20 protein-coding genes are annotated in these 19,728 nt (G+C 72.8%); 4 read left to right on the top strand and 16 right to left on the bottom strand.

What is annotated here, in order from left to right; all coding sequences use genetic code 11:
- Positions 1–62 precede the first annotated feature (62 nt).
- The 6 genes from K8F61_RS14140 to K8F61_RS14115 all read right to left on the bottom strand — a co-directional run bounded on the left by K8F61_RS14140 (position 63) and on the right by K8F61_RS14115 (position 5,561).
- Positions 63–776, bottom strand: coding sequence for a DNA-3-methyladenine glycosylase (locus K8F61_RS14140; protein ID WP_067245472.1), 714 nt, complete (start codon positions 774–776; stop codon positions 63–65).
- Complete coding sequence (locus K8F61_RS14135; protein WP_231819565.1) at positions 773–2,578, bottom strand: hypothetical protein; 1,806 nt, start codon at positions 2,576–2,578, stop codon at positions 773–775. The genes K8F61_RS14140 and K8F61_RS14135 overlap by 4 nt, the downstream gene beginning before the upstream one ends.
- Positions 2,568–3,428 carry a TIGR03943 family putative permease subunit gene (locus K8F61_RS14130; RefSeq protein WP_231819564.1) on the bottom strand — a complete coding sequence of 287 codons (861 nt, stop codon included), beginning with the start codon at positions 3,426–3,428 and terminating at the stop codon, positions 2,568–2,570. Before K8F61_RS14130 ends, K8F61_RS14135 begins: the two co-directional genes overlap by 11 nt.
- Before the next feature lie 4 nt (positions 3,429–3,432).
- The gene (locus tag K8F61_RS14125; RefSeq protein ID WP_219085225.1) at positions 3,433–4,419 is read right to left on the bottom strand and encodes a permease; all 987 of its coding nucleotides are present in this window, start codon (positions 4,417–4,419) and stop codon (positions 3,433–3,435) included.
- 73 nt (positions 4,420–4,492) lie between these two features.
- Positions 4,493–4,918 carry a Fur family transcriptional regulator gene (locus tag K8F61_RS14120; RefSeq protein ID WP_219085224.1) on the bottom strand — a complete coding sequence of 142 codons (426 nt, stop codon included), beginning with the start codon at positions 4,916–4,918 and terminating at the stop codon, positions 4,493–4,495.
- 46 nt (positions 4,919–4,964) lie between these two features.
- Positions 4,965–5,561: a TetR/AcrR family transcriptional regulator gene (locus K8F61_RS14115; RefSeq protein ID WP_219085223.1), complete on the bottom strand. Its 597-nt coding sequence runs from the start codon at positions 5,559–5,561 to the stop codon at positions 4,965–4,967.
- Between the two features lie 74 nt (positions 5,562–5,635).
- Here K8F61_RS14115 and K8F61_RS14110 point away from each other — a divergent pair, with 74 nt between their 5' ends.
- Positions 5,636–6,334, top strand: coding sequence for a DUF899 family protein (locus K8F61_RS14110; protein WP_231819563.1), 699 nt, complete (start codon positions 5,636–5,638; stop codon positions 6,332–6,334).
- A 30-nt stretch (positions 6,335–6,364) separates the two neighbouring features.
- Here the strand turns inward: K8F61_RS14110 and K8F61_RS14105 are convergent, their stop codons facing one another.
- The 7 genes from K8F61_RS14105 to K8F61_RS14075 all read right to left on the bottom strand — a co-directional run bounded on the left by K8F61_RS14105 (position 6,365) and on the right by K8F61_RS14075 (position 14,296).
- Entirely contained in the window at positions 6,365–7,216 is an 852-nt protein-coding gene (locus tag K8F61_RS14105) for a metal ABC transporter permease (RefSeq protein ID WP_231821563.1), read from the bottom strand.
- Between the two features lie 26 nt (positions 7,217–7,242).
- Positions 7,243–8,100, bottom strand: a complete 858-nt coding sequence (locus tag K8F61_RS14100) for a metal ABC transporter ATP-binding protein (RefSeq protein ID WP_231819562.1) — start codon at positions 8,098–8,100, stop codon at positions 7,243–7,245.
- Positions 8,097–9,113 (bottom strand): metal ABC transporter solute-binding protein, Zn/Mn family, encoded by a 1,017-nt coding sequence (locus K8F61_RS14095; protein WP_231819561.1) that lies wholly within the window; start codon positions 9,111–9,113, stop codon positions 8,097–8,099. Before K8F61_RS14095 ends, K8F61_RS14100 begins: the two co-directional genes overlap by 4 nt.
- A 260-nt stretch (positions 9,114–9,373) precedes the next feature.
- The gene (locus tag K8F61_RS14090) at positions 9,374–10,753 is read right to left on the bottom strand and encodes a dihydrolipoamide acetyltransferase family protein (protein WP_231819560.1); all 1,380 of its coding nucleotides are present in this window, start codon (positions 10,751–10,753) and stop codon (positions 9,374–9,376) included.
- A 73-nt stretch (positions 10,754–10,826) separates the two neighbouring features.
- On the bottom strand, positions 10,827–11,807 hold the full coding sequence (locus K8F61_RS14085; protein ID WP_067249584.1) for an alpha-ketoacid dehydrogenase subunit beta: 981 nt from the start codon (positions 11,805–11,807) through the stop codon (positions 10,827–10,829).
- The gene (locus K8F61_RS14080; RefSeq protein ID WP_067249586.1) at positions 11,804–12,949 is read right to left on the bottom strand and encodes a thiamine pyrophosphate-dependent dehydrogenase E1 component subunit alpha; all 1,146 of its coding nucleotides are present in this window, start codon (positions 12,947–12,949) and stop codon (positions 11,804–11,806) included. The genes K8F61_RS14085 and K8F61_RS14080 overlap by 4 nt, the downstream gene beginning before the upstream one ends.
- A 276-nt stretch (positions 12,950–13,225) precedes the next feature.
- Positions 13,226–14,296 carry a histidinol-phosphate transaminase gene (locus K8F61_RS14075; RefSeq protein WP_231819559.1) on the bottom strand — a complete coding sequence of 357 codons (1,071 nt, stop codon included), beginning with the start codon at positions 14,294–14,296 and terminating at the stop codon, positions 13,226–13,228.
- 243 nt (positions 14,297–14,539) lie between these two features.
- Between K8F61_RS14075 and K8F61_RS14070 the strand changes: the two genes are divergently transcribed.
- A complete protein-coding gene (locus K8F61_RS14070; protein ID WP_067249591.1) occupies positions 14,540–14,941 on the top strand; it encodes a phage holin family protein in 402 nt (133 codons plus the stop codon).
- Between the two features lie 81 nt (positions 14,942–15,022).
- Here K8F61_RS14070 and K8F61_RS14065 read toward each other — a convergent pair whose 3' ends face one another.
- Positions 15,023–16,363 carry a hypothetical protein gene (locus tag K8F61_RS14065; protein ID WP_231819558.1) on the bottom strand — a complete coding sequence of 447 codons (1,341 nt, stop codon included), beginning with the start codon at positions 16,361–16,363 and terminating at the stop codon, positions 15,023–15,025.
- A gap of 256 nt (positions 16,364–16,619) precedes the next feature.
- Positions 16,620–16,874 (bottom strand): hypothetical protein, encoded by a 255-nt coding sequence (locus tag K8F61_RS14060; protein ID WP_231819557.1) that lies wholly within the window; start codon positions 16,872–16,874, stop codon positions 16,620–16,622.
- A gap of 172 nt (positions 16,875–17,046) precedes the next feature.
- On the opposite strand from K8F61_RS14060, the gene K8F61_RS14055 reads away from it, so the two are divergent.
- Together K8F61_RS14055 and purB are read left to right on the top strand one after the other, a co-directional pair.
- Complete coding sequence (locus tag K8F61_RS14055; protein ID WP_067249600.1) at positions 17,047–17,568, top strand: low molecular weight protein-tyrosine-phosphatase; 522 nt, start codon at positions 17,047–17,049, stop codon at positions 17,566–17,568.
- 44 nt (positions 17,569–17,612) lie between these two features.
- The gene (gene purB, locus K8F61_RS14050; protein WP_231821562.1) at positions 17,613–18,995 is read left to right on the top strand and encodes an adenylosuccinate lyase; all 1,383 of its coding nucleotides are present in this window, start codon (positions 17,613–17,615) and stop codon (positions 18,993–18,995) included.
- 311 nt (positions 18,996–19,306) lie between these two features.
- Here the strand turns inward: purB and K8F61_RS14045 are convergent, their stop codons facing one another.
- Positions 19,307–19,537, bottom strand: coding sequence for a PLDc N-terminal domain-containing protein (locus K8F61_RS14045; RefSeq protein ID WP_231819556.1), 231 nt, complete (start codon positions 19,535–19,537; stop codon positions 19,307–19,309).
- Positions 19,538–19,728 lie beyond the last annotated feature (191 nt).

Here is a 19,728-nt window from a genome sequence, read left to right as displayed (position 1 = left end):
AGGAGCGTGCGCAGACAAAGAGTCAGTCTAGCACGGCGCGACTCCGGGCGTGACACGTCCGGCTAGAGCGCCGCAGCCGCCTCGGCTGCCCCTCGCCCCCAGCGGAAGGGAGAGACGGTGCGGTCGCCCTCGATCCAGAACCGCCACGGGAACGCCGCGGTGCCCGCGAGCCCTGCCACCCCGACGCGGGGGCCCCGCGCGATCGGGAGCGGATCCGCGTCGACGTCCGCGAGCCACAGCTCGGCGACGGCGCCGGCGCGCTCGGCGCCGGTGACCGCGTCGATCCCGTCGTGCGCCGGATGGCGAAGGCCCGAGGCCTGTCCGAACCGGCCGGGGCCGCGCGCGAGATCCCGGGCGGCGACGGGGGTGAGAGGCGTCGCGGCGCCACGGCGCCGCGCGGCGGTCTCGACGCCCTCGACGACCTCGCCTGCGCGCAGGAGGATCCCGCCGGCCGACCCCTCGGGGCCGCAGACGACGTTGACGCAGGAGTGGATCCCGTGACTGAGGTACACGTACAGATGACCCGGCTCGCCCCACATCGTGGCGTTGCGGGCCGTCCGCCCCATCCGCGCATGGGAGCCGGGATCCGCGGTCTCCCCGGTCCCCTTGCCGTGGTACGCCTCGACCTCGGTGATGCGCAGGACCGTCTCCTCGCCGTCGAGCACCGTGCGCAGTCTCGATCCGAGCAGACGCGGGGCGACCTCCACCGGGAGATCGGCCAGCTCGGCGCGCGTCGCACGGTGATGCCGGGACGCCGCGCCGGGCGTCCGCGTCATCGGCGGGGCCCCACGGCGCACCACGACGCGTCGAACCCGGCGAGGACGACCTTCTCCTCGCCGGTGCGGGTGTCCAGGATGTGCGTCTGCAGCGTCTTCGGCAGCGGCAGCAGGGAGCGGTCGTACGGGTTCTCGACGAGGTTCGGCGCCACCACGATCGCGGAGTACTGGCCGCTCGGCGAGGGGCACGCCTGCATGATCGCATCCGATCCGGTGACGGACAGCAGCATCTGCGCCGTGCCGTCGTCGTCCACGCGCGCGATGCCCTGACCCGTCGGCAGGCCCGAGGCGTCGCGGTCCACCGTGTGGCGCAGAGTGCCGCCGGGGAACGGCGTGATCGACGTGGACAGTCCGTAGTCCGGGTTCGACGGTGCCAGCGGCTTCTCCGATCCGTCGGCGAGATCGAGCTCCAGCAGCGTGTTGGAGCGCTCGATGATCGCGGTGTACGTGCCCCGCGAGATCCCGAGGATCGACTGCGCCAGTCCGAGGTTGGTCGCCCCGGCCTCCGCCGAGCGGTCGTCCACCCACAGGGTCCCGGTGAAGTCCACGAACAGCGCCGACGACGTGTCCGGGACGAACTGCCACTCCGCGACGCTGGGCGTGGATCCGCCCACCTCGACGATGCGGGGGTCTCCGCCGCGGACCGACTGCGTCACGAGCACGCTCGCACGCCCGCTCGTGGCGGAGATCTTCTCGTCCGTGAAGGTGTAGCCGACCAGGCCGCCCCGATCGGAGACCTGCAGCATGGACAGGTAGCCGTCGCCCGGGAGCGGCAGCTCCTCCTCGTGCGTGCCGTCGAGGTCCATCACCCGCAACGACGACAGGCCGCCCTTCTCCACCGCGACCACCAGCCGATCGGCGGTCGCGCGGAAGTCCTGGATCTGCGCGGCGCTGTACACCGGCACGGCGCGCTCTCCGCCCAGGTCCGTCCGGAAGATGGTGTCGTCGCCCTCCGCGTCGCGCTGGAGGAGGAAGATCTGCGACTCGGGGGTGCGGAAGGTCGTGTGCAGCGCCCCGGCCGGACCGCCGCCGGTGCCGGTGACGTCCGCCACGGTGACGGCGTACTCGGTGTCGTCGTCCAGCGGCACGGTGAAGCGGATCCCGAGTGCTCGGCCGGCGGTGTCGAGGGTGAAGGGCACGGCGGGCTCGATCGTCACCTGCTCGGGGGCGACCTCGGCCAGCGGCTCGTTGGCCCGGAGGATGAGCCGGGTGCCGGACGACTCGATCGCCGCGCGCGGGTCCACCGACACGCTGCTCACGCGAGGCCCCTGGATCAGGCTCACCGCGCTCAGCCCCCCGACGAGCAGCACGAGGGCCCCCAGCACGCCGCCCAGCAGCAGCGCGAACCGTGGTCGGCGCCCGCGACCCGACGAGGCGGCCGCGGCGCCGTCGGTCGCGGCCCCCGCCTCGCCGGCAACGGGCGCGCCCTCGTACCCCGGATAGGTGCGCGCGGGGTCGCGCCGAGCACCCGGGGCGGGATCGATGTGCCACACCGGCGCCGTGTCGATGTGCGGCCCCTGCTCGGCGGGCTCGGCCGTCGGCGCGGGGTCCATAGGCTCGTCGGGTGCAGCGGGCTCCGCGGGGTCGGCCGTTTCGGCGGCCGGTGCAGGCTCGGCCGTCGGTGCAGGCTCGGTCGGCTCCACGGGCGCGGCCGGCTCCGGGGAGGTCGCCGCCGCCCTCGCCGCCTCCGCCTCGCGGCGGGCCCGCGCCTCCGCACGGGTCAGCGGGCGGGGCGCGTCGGCGCCGGCCGCTCCGGGACCCACGTGCGTCGGATCCGTGCCGCGGGGGTCCTCAGTGCTCATACGGATCCCCCGGCTCGTCGACGCGGGTCACGCCCGAGGGCTCCACGCGCAGGGTGCCGTCCTCCAGCGCCCGCACCGTCCCGGTCACCTCGACCCAGTCTCCGACCGCGTAGTCGCTCTGCCAGGCGTCGATCTGCACGGGCACCGCGGCGGGCTGCGCGTCGATCACGCAGTGCGTGATCACCATGCGGGTGAGTCGAGCCTCGTCCCCCTCGTCGCCGGCCGGGGTGAGGAACCCGGTCAGCGTCACCTCGGCGCCGTCGTACGTCTCGGGCCGCGCGGCGGTCGCGAACACGCTCGCCCAGTCGCCGATCCCGAAGACGCTGGTGTCGGTCGCCGCCCCCAGGGTGACGGTGTCGGCGCCGGCGAAGAGGACGTCCGATCCCGGTGCGCGCGACATGGCGAGATCCACCGAGAGCGAGGCCGGCGGCAGGAGCAGAGCGCCGGCGGCGACGCCGGTCGCGAGCACGCCCCCGGTGACGACCGCCGCGGTCCCGGCCGCACGGCGCACCGGTCCCCGGCGGTGCCCGGCGCCCGCCTCCGCGGCGTCGTGGCTGTGATCGTCGGCGTGGCCGTGATCGTGGGCCTGGCCGTGATCGTGGCCGTGGTCGTCCTCGGTGCCGAGCGGCAGGGTGCACGACCACACTGCGCCGATCAGCGTCACCACCGCCGCCGCGCAGGCGAACCAGACCGTCTCCGGGCTGATGTAGAGCGTGAGCCGACCGGTGACCCCCAGCACGAGCGTCACGACCGAGATCACGGCGGCGAGGCCGACCCCCAGCCAGCGGGTGCCGAGGCCGCGCAGCCGGCGGCTGCGCGGGGAGCGCTCGGCGGCGGGGGCGGTGAGCACGGCGTCAGACAAAGACGTTCACCCCGATCCCGATCCCGAACGCCGCCAGGACGACGACCGCCACGATGCCCGCGATGGTCCGCGCGGTGAAGGTGGTGCGCAGCAGCGCGATCATCTTGATGTCGACCAGCGGGCCGACGAGCAGGAACGCGATGATCGCGCCGGAGGAGAACGTGGAGGCGAAGGACAGCGCGAAGAACGAGTCGACGTTGGAGCAGATCGCCACCGTCACCGCGAGCGCGATCATCGCGACGATCGAGAGCACCGGGTTGGATCCGATCGCCAGCAGCGCGTCCCGCGGGACGAGCACCTGCACGGCCCCGGCCAGCGCCGAGCCGATCACGAGGGCGGGCATGACGGCGCGCAGCTCCACGAGGAACTGCACGAGGCTCCGCCGCACCGGCGTTCCCGGCTCGTGAGCCGCGCGGTCGCAGGTGTCGAGGAAGTGGGACGTCAGGAGGGCGTCCGGCGAGGGATGCCGGCTGTAGATCCACCCGATGAGGTTCGCGATCACGTAGCCGCCGACCAGGCGCGCCACGAGGATGCCGCCGTCCCATCCGAACGCCGCGTGCGTGGTCAGGATGACGATCGGGTTCACGATCGGCGCCGCCATGAGGAACGTCAGCGCCTCCGCCGGGGCGAGCCCGCGCATCATGAGCCCGCGCGCGAACGGCACGTTGCCGCACTCGCACACGGGGATGAGCATGCCCAGCAGCGACAGCACCGCGCGGCGCGCCCAGGCGCGTCGGGGAAGGATGCGCTCGATCACGCCGGAGGGCAGCCATACCTGCACGAGGATCGACAGGAGCACGCCCAGCACGACGAACGGCAGCGCCTCGAACAGCACGCTGAGCGACAGCGTCAGGCCGTCCTGCAGGCGGGTGGGGAGGGTGGCGGGGAACAGCGTCGGCGCGAACACGTCGATGAGGACGAGCGCCACGACGACGGCGACGCCCACCGCGGCGCCGAGCGCCTTCGCGCGCGCCGACATCGGCTCGCGTCGCCGCGACGGGGGTCCTGCGGGCGCCGTGCGACGGGGCGGTGCCGTGGTCGTCACGCCGCGCTCACGCTTCCTGGACGGCGGTCGCGTCGTCACGCGCGCCGGCGTTGGCGCACGTGGCGCAGAGGCCGAAGATGTCGACCACGTGCTCGGCGTCGCGGAACCCGTGCAGCGCGGCGGTGCGGCGTGCCCACTGCTCGACGTCGGACGCCTCGATCTCGACCGTCAGGCCGCACGAGCGACAGATGAGGTGATGGTGGTGCCCCTCGCTGCTGCAGGCGCGGTAGAGCGCCTCGCCCTCGGGGCTCTGCAGGGAGTCGGCCTCGCCCGAGGCCGCGAGCCCGGCGAGAGCGCGGTACACCGTCGCCAGGCCGATCCCGGTCTTCTCCTCGCGCAGCGTCGCGAACAGCGACTGCGCGCTCACGAAGCCGCGCGCATCCGCGAGCGCGTCCCGCACCCGCTCACGCTGCCACGTATTGCGCTGAGCCATGCCCCCGAGTCTATTCCGCGGGACTGACGCCGGACTGGGAACCGGCTCAGCCGACGCCGCGCTCACCCGGCCGGCTCTGCACGCCGGCGATGATGGCATCGATGGCGACCGCCGCCCGACGGCGCAGCTCCGGAGGCGCGGTGTCGACGAGGGGCCCGTGCAGGGCGAGCTCGGCGAAGCCGTGGACCGTCGCCCAGCACGCCCAGGCGGCGTCGTCGCGGGACGCCGGAGCCACCGCGCCCTCGGCCACCAGGGCGTCGAGCGCGTCGATCAGCGCCCCGTAGGCAGGCGACTGGGCGAGCTGGGCGGGGCCGGGCGGGCGGCCGCCGAAGAAGGCCACGGCGAACCATCCCGGCTCGGCGAGCGCGAAGTCCACGTACGCGCGGCCGATGCGCCGCAGCCGCGCCACCGGGGTCGCCCCCTCCTGCGCGGCCATCGCGGCGGCGAGCCGGACCTGGATCGCGTCGGCCGTCGCCTCGAGGAGGGCGTCCCGGTGGGGGAAGTGCCGGTAGGCGGCGTTCGGCGAGACGCCGACGCGGCGCGTGGCCTCCCGAACGGTGAGCGCGTCCGGTCCGCCCTCGCGGGTCAGCTCGACCGCGGCCTCCACGAGCGCCGCGGCGAGATCGCCGTGATGATAGGCCACCTCTTGTCCTCCCGACGCTCGATGTGTACGGTGTGAACATACCAGATGTGTACAGCGTGAACATCGGAGGCCTCATGCCCGCACCCACCACTCCGCTCCCCCCGGTCGTCGACGAGGAGACCTGGCGCGAGGAGCTCGCCCGCCTACGCGTCCGCGAGAAGGCCGCGACCCGCGAGCTCGACGCCATCGCCGCCGAGCGCCGGCGGCTCCCCGCGGTGAAGCTCCCGAGATACACGCTCACCGCGGAGGACGGGTCGACCGTGACGCTGGCCGACGTGTTCGAGGGGCACAGCCAGCTCATCACCTACCACCACATGTGGACGGACGGCGCCCGGTGGCAGTGCGGGGGATGCACCGGCCTGACCTCGCAGTGGGGCCGGACCGGCGGGCTCGCCAACGTGGACGCGCGCTTCGTGATCGTCACGAACGGCCCGATGGACGAGATCCTCGCCTACAAGAAGCGCGTCGGGAACCTGATGACCTGGTACTCGTCGGCCGGCAGCCCCTTCGGGGCGGACGTCGACGCCGGGCCGGGCGAGGGGTTCGCGATCAACGTCTTCCTCCGCGACGGCGACGACGTCTACCGCACCTGGCACACGTCCGATCGCGGCGCGGAGCAGTTCGGCCTCCTCTTCTCCCTCTACGACGTTCTCCCGTACGGGCGCCAGGAGCAGTGGCAGGACGTCCCGGAGGGGTGGCCGCAGGGCCCCACCTATTCGCACTGGCTGGACGCGAAGGACGTCGCCGAGCTCTACGGGGATCCGACCGCCTGAGCGGACGTGCGAGCGGGTCCGTGACGCCGGTCAGGCGGGGCGGACCCGCTCGCGCGAGCGCTGCACGACCCAGCAGCCGAGGTAGATCGCGAACGAGATCGTCGTGATGTAGGGGCTGACCGGCAGCGGACCGGCGAGCGCCAGGAGGATCCCGCCCACGGCGGCGACGAACCCGAACAGCGCCGCCAGCAGTGGAACGGACAGGGGCCCGGCAGCGACCCGCATCGCGGCCGCGGCAGGCGTGACGAGCAGCGCCATCACGAGCAGAGCGCCGATGATATGCACCGCGACGGCGACCACGAGCCCCAGCAGCACCATGAACACGATCCCGAGGACGCCCGTGGGAAGACCCCGCGCCTGCGCGGAGACGGGATCCAGCGAGTCGAACCGCAACGGGTTCCAGATCAGGACCAGGACGACGAGGACGACCGCGCTGATCCCGATGAGCCACCCGAGGTCCGGGCTGGACACCGACACGATCTGCCCGGTCAGCAGGCTGAAGCGATTGGCGCTCCGCCCCTCGTACAGCGACAGGAACAGGATCCCGAGCCCGAGCCCGAACGGCATGAGCACGCCGACGATCGAGTTGCGCTCGCGAGCCCGGGCGCCGAGGAGCCCGATCAGCACGGCCGCGACCAGCGCGCCGCCGATCGATCCGGCCACAACGCTGCCGCCGAACAGCAGGGCCGCCGCAGCACCGGCGAACGACAGCTCGCTGACCCCGTGCACGGCGAACGCGAGGTCGCGCTGCATCACGAACACCCCGACGAGGCCGCCGACGATCCCGAGCACCGCCCCCGCGGCGATCGAGTTCGCGAGCAGCGCCACGAGCGCCCCGTAGTCCTGGAACGAGAACACGTCGCCCCAGTCGACCGCGGGCACGGCCGCCGCCACCGCTCCGGCCGCGCTCACGCGACGCTCCGCGGGTGCTGGTCGTCGTCGTGCGCATGATGCGGCTCGGCGTCCGGGATCCCGACGACGACGAGGCGGTCGCCCGCCCGCAGCACGAACACCGGGGCGCCGTAGAGATCCGTCAGCACGCGGCTCTGCAGCACCTCGTCCGGGGTCCCGAGCATGAACCGGCCGCCGGCGATGTAGAGGATGCGGTCCACCTTGCCCAGGATCGGATTGATGTCGTGGGTGACGAACAGCACGGCGGCGCCGTGCTCGCGGCGCTGGCGATCGATGATGTCCGTCACGCCCTGCTGGTTCGCGAGGTCGAGGTTCGAGAGCGGCTCGTCGCACAGGAGCAGGCTCGGGTGGTCCACGAGCGCCTGGCCGACCCGCAGCCGCTGCTGCTCGCCGCCGGAGAGCTCTCCGACCCGCCGGTCGGCGAAGGCCGACGCCCCCACGTCCGCCAGCACGTCGTCGACCCGCGCGCGGTCGGTGCGCCGCGGGATCGGCGGGCCGAACCGCGGGCCCTGGATGCCGAGGGCCACCACGTCCCGGCCGCGCAGCGCGGTGTCGGGAGCGTACGGACGCTGCTGCGGGATGTACCCGATGCGGCGGTTCCCGCGCCGGACGGGCTCCCCGCCGACGAGGATCCGGCCCGCGCTCAACGCCTGGAGTCCGAGGATGCTGCGCAGGAGCGTCGTCTTGCCGGAACCGCTCGGCCCGAGCACGGCGATGAACTCGCCGGGCCGGACGTCCAGATCCAACCCCGACCACAGCTCACGGTCGCCGCTGCGCCCGCCGGGACGCCGCAGGGCCGCGCCGCGGATCTGCAGGACGGGCGCGGCCGAGCCGCCGTCGGTGGCCGGGCTCACGCGCCCAGCGCCGTGGCGAGGGATGCGATCGCGTCATGCATCCACTCAGCGTACGTCTTCCCCTCGGGCAGGATCTCCGTGAACGCGACGACCGGCACGTCCGCCCCGGTCGCGGCGTCCTCGACCCGCTGCGTCTCCGGCCCGCCGGTCTGGGCGTTGGTCAGCACCGCGCGGACGCCCCCGCCCTCGATCGCCTGGAGCGCGGCGAGAAGCGTGGCCGGGGGCACGTCGCGCCCCTCCTCCACCGCTTCGGCGAACCCGTCCGGTGTGACATCCGTCAGGCCGGCCGCCGCGGCGAGGTAGCCGGGCACCGGCTCCGTCAGGATGACGTTCGCCCCGGCGGCCTTCTCCTTGAGGTCGGCGAGCTGCGTCTCCGCGTCCTCGAGCTCGGCGGTCAGCGTCGCCGCGCCCGCCTCGAAGTCGGCCTTCCCCTCGGGGTCGAGCTCGGTGAGGTGCGCGGCGATGTCCTCGACGAGGTGGCGCATGGTGTGCGGGTCGAACCAGACGTGCTCGTTGAAGCCCTCGATGTGGTCGTGACCCTCGTGGCCCTCCTCGCCGTGCTCGTCGCCGTGGTCGTGCTCGGCGTGGTCGTCCTCGGCTCCGGCGTGGTCGGAGTGCTCCGCCTCGTCGTGACCGGCGTTGCCCGGGTAGTCGTGCGAGAACTCGACGGCGGTGAGGACGGGCACGTCCGATCCGTCGAGCAGATCGTCGATGAAGGCGTCGTACCCGCCGCCGTTCTCGATGACGAGATCGGCCCCCTCGACCGTGAGCCGGTCCCGGGCGGAGGCCTCGTAAGAGTGCGGGTCCTGCGTCGCGGAACGGATGATCGAGGTCACGTCGACGCGGTCCCCGCCGACCGCCGCGGCCAGGTCGCCGTACACGTTCGTGGAGGCGACGACCGCGATCCTCCCGTCATCAGGGCTCGCCCCGCCCGCCGATCCGGCGGACGAGCACCCCGCGAGGGCGAGGGCGGCGACGGACACGAGCGAGACGGCGATCACGGGCTTCTTCACCCGCTCACTCTAAACGAAATGAGAATCGTTCTCAAACAACGGGGCGCCACGTCGCCCTCTCCCAACTTCTTCGGTCGAGTGGTCAGAAATTGTGGCCTCGCGGGGCGTCAACCCACAATTTCTGACCACTCGGCGTCCTGGCTCGCCCGGACGGCGGGGGCGCGGCGCGGGCGCATGGCGCGGCGCGGGAGCACGACGCGGGCGCGGTGTACGGCACCGTCCACGGCGCGGCACGACGCGGCGAGGGGTCGCGGCGGGGGTCAGTCGACGAGGAGGGCGGGCTCCTCCAGCACCGCGGCGACGTCGGCGATGAAGCGGCTCATCTCGTCGCCGTCGATCACGCGGTGGTCGAACGAGCCGGCCACCGTCGTCACCCAGCGCGGGCGCACCTCGCCGTCCACGACCCACGGCTTCTGGCTGATCGTCCCCATCGCGACGATCCCGGACTCGCCCGGGTTGATGATCGGGGTGCCGGCGTCCATCCCGAAGACCCCGATGTTCGTGATCGTGATCGTCCCGCCCTGCTGGTCGGCGGGGGTCGACTTGCCCTCGCGGGCCGTGAGGGTCAGACGGTTCAGAGCACGGGCCAGGTCGCGCATGCCGAGGTTCTGGGCGTCCTTGATGTTCGGGACGATCAGTCCCCGCGGAGTGGCGGCGGCGATGCCCAGGTTCACGTAGTGGCGGACCAGGATGTCCGCACCGTTCTCGCCCTGGACCCAGGCGGCATTGACCATGGGCGTGCGACGCACCGCCCAGATCACGGCGCGCGCCATGATCAGCAGCGGCGAGACCTTGACGTCGGCGAAGTCCGGCGACGCCTTGAGGCGCTTGACGAGCTCCATCGTGCGGGAGGCGTCCACCTCCTTCCACACCGTCACGTGCGGAGCGGTGTACGCGCTCTGCACCATCGCATTGGCGCTGGCCTTGCGCACGCCCTTCACCGGGATCGACTCGGTCCGCTCGTCGGGCGCCGACTCGGGGCGCTCCGGGGCGGCGCCCGCCGGCGCCGGGTGCGCCGGGGCGGCGACGCCGCGCGCCAGCCCGACCGGCGCCGGAGCTGGGGCGGGCACGGTCTCCTCGCGCACGTCGCCCCACTCGGGCGTGCGGATGTTGCGGAACACCGACGCCTGCTGCGCCTGCGTCATCACGTCCTCACGGGTGACCTCCCCGTCCGCCCCGGTCGGGGTGACGGCGGCCAGGTCCACGCCGAGGTCGCGGGCGAGCTTGCGGATCGGCGGCTTCGCGATCACGCCCACGGAGCTGCGGACGGGGCGGGCGGCCGGGCGACGCCGTCGCGAGGACGCGCCGGAGCCGGAGCCGTAGCCGACGAGCACCGACCCCGATCCCTCGTCCGCGGCAGGGGTCGAGGGCTCGGCGACGGGCGCGGGCGCGGATCCGTCGTCCTGCACGAAGGTGATGATCGGCGTGCCGACGTCGATCGTCGCGCCCTCCTCCGCGAGGAGCTCGCCGACGGTGCCGGCGTGCGGCGACGGCAGCTCGACGAGCGACTTGGCGGTCTCGATCTCGCAGATGACGTCGTTGACGGCCACCGTGTCCCCGGGCGCCACGCGCCACGACACGATCTCCGCCTCGGTGAGGCCCTCGCCGACGTCCGGCAGGGTGAAGGTCTGGGTGCTCATGATTGATCCTTACTCATTCCGGTCGGTGCACGAGCGGCTCGTCCCGGTCGTCGAGCGGGCGGGAGCACCGGCCTCAGTAGGCGAGGGACCGGTCGACGGCCTCGAGGATGCGGTCGGCATCCGGCAGGTACTCCCCCTCGAGCTTGGCCGGGGGGAACGGGGTGTCGTACCCGGACACCCGCAGCACCGGCGCCTCGAGGGCGTAGAAGGCGCGCTCCATCACCGTCGCGGCGATCTCGCTGCCCAGGCTGGTGAACCCGGGCGCCTCCTGCGCGTAGACCATCCGCCCGGTGGATCGCACCGAGTCCAGGATGGGCCCGTAGTCCACGGGCGAGAGCGAGCGCAGGTCCACGACCTCGCAGCTCGTGCCCTCCGCCTCGGCGAGCGCGGCCGCCTGGAGGAGGGTGGTGACCATGGCGCCGTGCCCGACGAGGGTGACGTCGGTGCCGCGGCGGACGATGCGCGACGCGTGCAGCGGCAGCGCCGAGGCCTCCAGCTCCACCTCGCCCTTGGGCCAGTAGCGGCTCTTGGGCTCCATGAAGATCACGGGGTCGTTCGAGCGGATAGCCTCCTGGATCATCCAGTAGGCGTCGTTCGCCGTGGACGGCGACACGACCCGCAGCCCGGGCGTGTGCGTGAAGTACGCCTCGGGGCTCTCCTGATGGTGCTCGACCGCTCCGATGTGCCCGCCGTAGGGGATCCGGATCACGATCGGCATCGAGATCGCGCCCTCGTGGCGGTAGGTGAGCTTGGCGAGCTGCGAGGTGATCTGGTCGAAGGCGGGGAAGACGAACCCGTCGAACTGGATCTCGCACACCGGGCGGAAGCCGGCCATGGCGAGGCCGATCGCGGTGCCGACGATGCCCGACTCGGCCAGGGGGGTGTCCAGCACGCGCTGTTCGCCGAAGTCCCGCTGGAGGTGCTCGGTGACGCGGAAGACTCCTCCGAGGCGGCCGATGTCCTCGCCCATGAGGAGGACGCGCGGGTCGTCCTCCATGGCCTTGCGCATCCCGGCGTTGAGGGCCTTGCTGAACGGCATCGTCTCGATGGTCATGCCCGGCCCCCTTCCGTGGCGGCGTCGGCGTCGAAGGACGCCTCGTACTGTGCGCGCCAGGCGCGCTGCTCCTCCACCAGCGGGTGCGGCTCGCTGTAGATGTGCTCGAACACCATCGCCGGGTCGGGGGGCGGGAGGGCGACGGTGCGCGCGCGCAGATCCTCCGCGGCGGACGCCGCCTCCGCCTCCGCGTCCTCGAAGAGCGCGGACGCGGCGCCGCGGGACTCCAGGTACGCCCGCATCCGGGTGATCGGATCCCGCCGGGCCCACTCGGCCTCCTCCGCGTCGCCGCGGTACTTGGTCGGGTCGTCGCTGGTCGTGTGCGCACCCATCCGGTAGGTCACGGCCTCGATCGCGCGGGGTCCGCCGCCGGAGCGGGCGCCCTCCAGCGCGTGCCGGGTGACGGCGTAGCTGGCGAGGACGTCGTTGCCGTCCACGCGCATGCTGGGCATCCCGTAGCCCGGCCCTCGCTGGACCAGCGGGACCGGCGACTGGGTCGTGACCGGCACGGAGATGGCCCAGTGGTTGTTCTGCAGGAAGAAGACCTCAGGGGTCCGGTAGCTCGCGGCGAAGACCATCGCCTCGTGCACGTCGCCCTGGCTGGAGGCCCCGTCGCCGTAATAGACCATGACGGCCTCGTCGCGATCGGGGTCGCCGGTTCCGCACTTCCCGTCGAACACCAGGCCCATGGCGAACCCCGTGGCGTGCAGCACCTGCGAGCCGAGGACCAGCGTGTAGAGCCGGGTGTTGCCGTTCTTCGGATCCGTCGGGTTCCACCCGCCGTGCGAGACGCCGCGCATGAGCCGGATGATGTCGACCGGGTCGACGCCCCGGATCCGCGCCACGACGTGCTCGCGGTAGGAGGGGAAGAGGGTGTCCTGCGGGCGCGCGGCACGGGCGGAGCCGACCTGCGCGGCCTCCTGGCCGCGGCTCGGCGGCCACAGCGCCAGCTGTCCCTGCCGCTGCAGGTTCGTGGCCTGGGTGTCGATCGCCCGGATGACGACCATGTCGCGGTAGAACTGCTCGAGCTCGGCGTCGGTGAGGGCGTCGATCAGCGGGAGGAACTCTTCGGCGGCGGGACTCGGTGCGAAGGCTCCGTCGGCGTCCAGGACGCGGATCAGAGCGGGGTCAGCGGCGGTCACGGTTCTACGCTAACCGAGCCTCACGGCTCGGGCGTGGAGAGTCCGCACAACGGTTCTCCGGATCCGTAGGACCTTCTCCACCGATTCATGCCGCCCGCGGGATATGCCGTCCGTCCGTCTGCCGACGCCTCCCCTGCCGGGGCGAGCCCAGCGCCCTCCCCGCCCGCGCCGCCAGGCCGCCGAGACGCCCTCACGCCATCCACACCCCCCTCTGAGATGCGCACCTGCAAGGGGGTTTCGGCGTTGCGAGGGGGTCTCGGCACCGACCGGAGGCGGTCAGTGGCGAAGCGCAGCGGCGGCGTCGAGGATGCGCGGCAGCGACTCCTCCTCGCCGACCGAGATCCGGATGCCGTCTCCGGCGAACGCGCGCACGACGATCCCGGCCTCGGCGAAGGCGTCCGCGGCGGCCGTCGTCTCATCCCCGGTCGGGAGCCAGACGAAGTTGCCCTGTGCGTCGGGCACCGCCCAGCCCTGGGCCCGGAGCCCCTCCGCGAGCGTCGTGCGTCGGGCGACGAGCTCGGCGACGCGCACGCGCAGCTCGTCCTCGGCGTCCAGGCTCGCGATGGCGGCGACCTCGGCGGCGGCGGTCACGGACAGCGGCACGGCGGTGCTGCGCGCCGCGTCGAGGACGCGCGGATCCCCGATGGCGTAGCCGACGCGGAGTCCGGCCAGCCCGTACGCCTTGGAGAAGGTGCGGAGGACCACGACGTTGGGGTGGGTCTCGAAGACGCGTTCGGCGAGACCGTCCACGGCGTCGGGCGCGGTGACGAACTCCGCGTAGGCCTCGTCGAGCAGGACGAGAACGTCGCGAGGCACCGCGTCGAGGAAGGCGGCGAACTCGGCGCTCGTGACGATCGGGCCGGTCGGGTTGTTCGGCGTGCAGACGAGCACGACCCGCGTGCGGTCCGTGATCGCCGCGGCCATCGCGTCCAGGTCGTGTCGTCCGCCCTCGGCGAGAGGCACGGGGATCCCCGTCGCCCCGGCGATGAGCGGGATGCCCGGATAGGCCTCGAACGACCGCCAGGCGTAGACGACCTCGTCGCCCACGGATGCCGCGGCCTGCACGAACTGGTACAGGATCGCGACGCTCCCCGAGGCGACGTGCACGGCATCGGGCTGGACCCCGTACCGCTCGGCGAGCCGCGCGCGCAGGGCCCCGGCGGTCGCGTCCGGGTAGCGGTTCATGGGTGTGGCCCGCTCCAGGGCGGCCTGCACCTGGGGCAGGGGATCGAAGGGGTTCTCGTTGCTGGAGAGCTTGAACGCGTCGGCGGACGCCTGCTTGCCCTGGCGGTACGGCGGAAGCGCCGCGATCTCGGGCCGGATGCGGGGCAGGATGGGCTCGCTCACCCTGTCGAGTCTAGAACCGCCCTCTCCTCCCTCTCCCTCGCGGTCTCCTCTCTCCCCGGCCAAAGGCTGCCGAAACCCCCCTTTCCCGCCGAGACCCCCTCTGAAACGCGCGTCTGCGAGGGGGTTTCGGCGGCGCGAGGGGGTTTCGGCGATGGGGAGGGACGAGGACGGAAGGGCGAGCACGGGGAGGGTGGAGAGGGCAAGGGCCTGTGGCAGTGGACGCGGGCCTGGCAGACTCGAGGCATGCGATTCTTGATCCGCATCATCGTGAACGCGTTCGCCATCTGGGTGGTGACGCTCATGCCCTTCCTGCAGGTGACGGTGACCCCGTTCGCCCCCGGGGAGACGCTGCAGCTCGTGCTGACCCTGCTCGTCGTGGCGCTGATCTTCGCCCTGGTCAACACGATCATCGGCACCGTCGTCCGCATCGTGGCGATCCCGCTGTACATCCTGACCCTCGGGCTCATCTCGCTGATCATCAACGGGTTCCTGCTGTGGCTGACCGCCGTCATCACCGGGATGTTCGGCTGGGGTCTGAACGTCGGCAACTTCTGGTGGGGCGTCGTCGCGGCGCTGATCATCTCGATCATCAACGCCGTCTTCGCCGGGATCCTCCGCCCGCAGCGCGACCGCCGCCGCGACTGATCCCTCCGCCTGACGGGTCCCGCGAACGGGACCACGGCTCCCTCGAACGGGCCGACGGCTCTCGCGAACACGTCGTCGCGGTCAGAACCGATCGTCCGCCGGAGCGTCGGCGCCCGGGGCCAGCTCCCTCGTCGGCGGCTCGATCCTCGCGACGTAGTCGGTCGCGAGGATCTCCACGGCCTCGTCCAGTGCCGCGAGGCGCTCCCCGAGCGCGATGAGCCGCGGGTCCCCGGCGGCGTCGGCGAGCGCCGCGGTCTCGGCGTACGTCGACAGGTGATGGGTCGTCAGCACGGCGTCCTGCAGACCCTGCGCCGGGTCGCCGATCCTCGAGACCACGACGCTGTCCGGCGACCCGGTGCCCGCGACGGTGCCTCCCTGGGCGAGGCTGGACACCGGGTCGTCCGTGTGGCGGACCATCACGCTCGTCGTGGACTCGGGAAGCACCGGGTCGATCGGGGAGCCGAAGCCGACCAGCGTGTGCACCGGGAACTCGCCGCTCTGGGCCACGAGACCGCCGATCATCGCGCCCTGGGAGTGCCCGACGATGGTGACGGCGTCTCCTTCGCCGGCCCCTGCGTCATGGAGCGCGTCGACCACCGCCTGGTACGAGGCGGTCTCCCGGTCGTGCAGGTACAGATCCAGGTTCGCGCCCATCCCCCACGGTTCCCGGGAGTCGGCGGACAGCTGTGTGCCCGCCACATAGGCGATGTACTCCCGACGGCCGCCGGGCATCGTGTAGGTCTCGACCCGCACCTGCGCGCCGGTGGTGGCCGGGAACCGGTCCGTGAGGTCTGCGAGCCCGCGAGGCGCCGCGGACGGCCCCGGCACCCTGGTCGGAGCGATCGCGACGGAGGTGTCCGACGGATGCAGCGGCCGATCCGCGGGGCGCACTCCCTTGCCGACCATCCCGACGCCCGTGAGCCACAGCCCCGCGGCGAGCTGCGCCGGGTGTGCGCCCGCGGGCGACAGGTGCTGCGCCCACCAGGTCTGGTCGGCGAAGCCATCGAACCGACGCCGCTCCCCCTGAGCGAGGAGGGAGGCCGCAGCAGCGGCCGCGGCGGGATTGCGTTCGGAGAGCAGCTCGGCATCCCGGCGCAACGCCGCGGCCTCGCCCGGGTCCGAGGCTGCCTCCAGCTCGGCCCGGGCACGCAGCTCCACGATCTCGTATGCCTCGGCCATGAGCTCGACGCCCTGCGCCGTAGGCACCAGCAGCTCCGCGACGCCGGCGATGCGCTGCGCCGGCCCCTCCAGTCCGGACGCGTCCGCACCCGCCCCGTCCGCGAGCGTGCGGACGAGGCGCAGCTCCGCGGCCACCCGCGCCAGCAGGTCCCCCAGCGCGCGCAGACGTCGGCCGATGCCCCGCAGCTGCTCCGTGTCCACGGCGAGCGCCCCACCGCGGGAGATGTCCAGCTCGTCCCCCACCCGTCCGTCCTCCCCGATCGATCCCCTGGTCCCTGCCCGTCTCCGATGCCGCGCACGCCCGCCAGCCCTCGGCCTCACCCCTCGTGCGGGCCGGACCCCCACAGTCCGGCCCGCTTCCCTCAGCCCACCCTCCTCCCCACGCGGGTGTCGTCCCCAGCCCGGCCCGCATCCCCATCGGACCGCCCCTGCCCGGCGCGCGGCCCCACACCTGCACCCGGCGCGCGGCCCCACCCCGCGACGGATGCGCGAACGGCCGTCATCCGATCCCCAGTTCGGACGCGGCCGTCCGTGCGGCCACGGTCGCGCCGGACAGGTCCGCCGCCAACGTCGCCACCCGCTCCCCCAGTGCGCAGATCCCCTCCGAGTGCCACGCCGTCTCCGCGGTGAGGCCGCGCAGCTCCCCACCCGCCGACTCCGCGTCCTCGAGGACGCCGCGCAGCAGCGCCGCCGCCTCGCCGAGCGCGCGTTCCGCCTCGATCCCCGCGAGGAAGGAGCCCGTCCATGCCTTCATGCGCTCCACTCTCCGGGACCGGACGGCGGCGCACGCCCGCGTCCACAGGATCGGTGGACAACCCGGCGTCTTTCTGATCGGTGCAGGACGAGTCGCCGCTCGGACGGTGCTCCTCGCCGTCGACCGGCGCCCGCCCCTCGGCAGGAACGGGAGGGTGCGGCATGATGGACGCATGACCGAGCCGGATCCGTTCCGCGTCGTGTTCGTCTGCACGGGGAACATCTGCCGGTCGCCGATGGCGGAGGTCGTGTTCCGCGATCTGGCGGAGAAGCAGGGGCTGGGCGACCGCATCCTCTCCCGCAGCGCCGGCACCGGCGACTGGCACGTCGGCGAACGCGCCGACGAACGGACCATTGCGGCCCTGGCGCGTCGCGGCTACGACGGATCCCTCCATCGCGCCAAGCAGTTCACCTACGAGTCCTTCGCCGACAGCGACCTCGTCGTCGCACTGGACCGCACCCACGAACGGAGCCTGCGGCAATGGTCGCGCGACGAGTCGGAGGAGGGCAAGGTGGTGCTGCTGATGTCCTTCGACCGTGAGGCGAGCGTGCTCGACGTCCCCGACCCGTACTACGCCGACGCCGCGATGTTCGACAGCGTGCTCGGTATGATCGAGAGCGCGAGCCGCGGCCTGTTCCGTCAGCTCGAACCCGCCATCCGGCCACCGGCGTCCCGGGTCCGCCTCGGTCCCTGAGCTTTCCGAGGGATCCCCCGGGCGCCTCGATCAGGAGGTCTCCCCTGACTGCGCAGCCCGCCCACCCGTCCGCGTCGCTGAGCCCCCTCGACGGCCGCTACCACGCCGCCGTCGCGCCGCTCGCCGACTACCTGTCCGAGGCCGGGCTCAACCGGGCGCGCGTCGAGGTCGAGGTGGAGTGGCTGATCGCGCTCACCGACCGCTCGCTGTTCGGCACCTCCCCGCTCGCGGACGCCGACAAGGATCGCCTGCGCAGCCTCTACCGCGAGTTCGACGCCGAGGAGATCGCCTGGCTGGCCCAGAAGGAGGCCGTGACCCGGCACGACGTCAAGGCCGTCGAGTACCTCGTGCGCGACCGTCTGTCCGCCCTCGGGCTGGACGCCGTGGCCGAGCTCACCCACTTCGCCTGCACGAGCGAGGACATCAACTCCACGGCGTACGCGCTCACCGTCAAGCGCGCGGTCGAGCAGGTGTGGCTGCCCGCGCTCCGCGCCGTCATCGCCACGCTGCGCGAGCTCGCCGTCGAGCACGCGGACGCCGCGATGCTCTCGCGCACGCACGGCCAGCCCGCCACCCCCACGACCATGGGCAAGGAGCTCGCGGTGTTCGCCGCGCGGCTGGAGCGGGTCGCGGAGCAGATCGCCGGATCGGAGTACCTGGCGAAGTTCTCCGGCGCCACGGGCACGTGGTCGGCACATCTCGCCGCCGATCCGGACACCGACTGGCCCGCGGTCACCCGCGCCTACATCGAGGGCCTCGGGATCGGCTTCAACGGCCTGACCACGCAGATCGAGTCCCACGACTGGCAGGTGGAGCTATACGACCGAGTCCGGCACGCCGGCGGGATCCTGCACAACCTCGCGACCGACGTCTGGACGTACATCTCCCTGGGGTACTTCGCCCAGATCCCGGTGGCCGGCGCGACCGGCTCGTCGACCATGCCGCACAAGATCAACCCGATCCGGTTCGAGAACGCGGAGGCGAACCTAGAGCTCTCCGCCGCCCTGCTCGGGTCCCTGTCGCAGACGCTCGTGACCTCGCGCCTCCAGCGCGACCTCACCGACTCCACGACGCAGCGCAACATCGGCGTCGCGTTCGGGCACTCCCTGCTCGCTCTCGACAACCTCCGCCGGGGCCTCGGCGAGATCTCGCTCGCGCGGGACGTGCTGCTCGCCGACCTCGACGCGAACTGGGAGGTGCTCGGCGAGGCGATCCAGACGGTCATCCGCGCCGAGGTGGTCGCCGGGCGCTCCACGATCGCCGACCCGTACGCGCTGCTGAAGGAGCTCACCCGCGGGCACCGCGTCGGCGCGGCGGAGCTCGCCGAGTTCGTGCAGGGGCTGGAGATCGGCGAGGAGGCCAAGCAGCGCCTGCTCGCGCTCACCCCGGCCGGGTACATCGGTCTCGCGGAGGTTCTCGCGCGCTGACGGCCGCGGTCGGGCGGGGCTCAGCGCGTTTCGTCTCGCTCCGCTCGCTCAACGACCGGGAACGGGCGGGGCTCGGCGCGTTTCGTCTCGCTCCGCTCGCTCAACGACCGGGAACGGGCGCGGCTCAGCGCGTTTCGACTCGCTCCGCTCGCTCAACGACCGGGAACGGGCGCGGCTCAGCGCGGCGCGTTTCGACTCGCTGCGCTCGCTCAACGACCGGGAAAGGACGGGAGTCCCCCACCGGTCGTTGAGCGAGGAGCGCAGCGACGAGACGAAACGCGCCACTCCGCGACGGTCGGCGCTCTGTCGGATCAGGGCTCGGCGACAGCCGTCGACCTGTGCTGAGGCCGTCCGATCGCGAACCACAGGGCCGCCCCCGCGACGGGGATGAACAGGATGACGGCCGCCCATACAAGGAAGCGACGCACGCTCACCCGCTTCGCGAAGCTCAACGACAGGAACGCCGCGAACGCGGAGACCGCGACGATCGTCGCCGCCGTCGCGAGGACGACGTCGAGGAGGTCCGGAACAAGCGGATTCACGTCATACCCCGTTCTGCACGCCGTCGTGATGACGTTACCGGTGTCGTCCCCGGCGCAGCGCGTTTCGTCTCGCTGCGCTCGCTCAACGACCGGGGGGAACCCGGGGCTCGGCGCGTTTCGTCTCGCTGCGCTCGCTCAACGACCGGGAACGGGCGCGGCTCGGCGCGTTTTGACTCGCTCGGCTCGCTCAA

This window comes from Microbacterium resistens, from assembly GCF_021172025.1.
In the GTDB taxonomy this organism is placed as follows: domain Bacteria; phylum Actinomycetota; class Actinomycetes; order Actinomycetales; family Microbacteriaceae; genus Microbacterium; species Microbacterium resistens.
The sequence above is the reverse complement of the archived record's forward strand: the minus strand, read 5'-3'. Positions and strand labels throughout refer to the sequence as shown.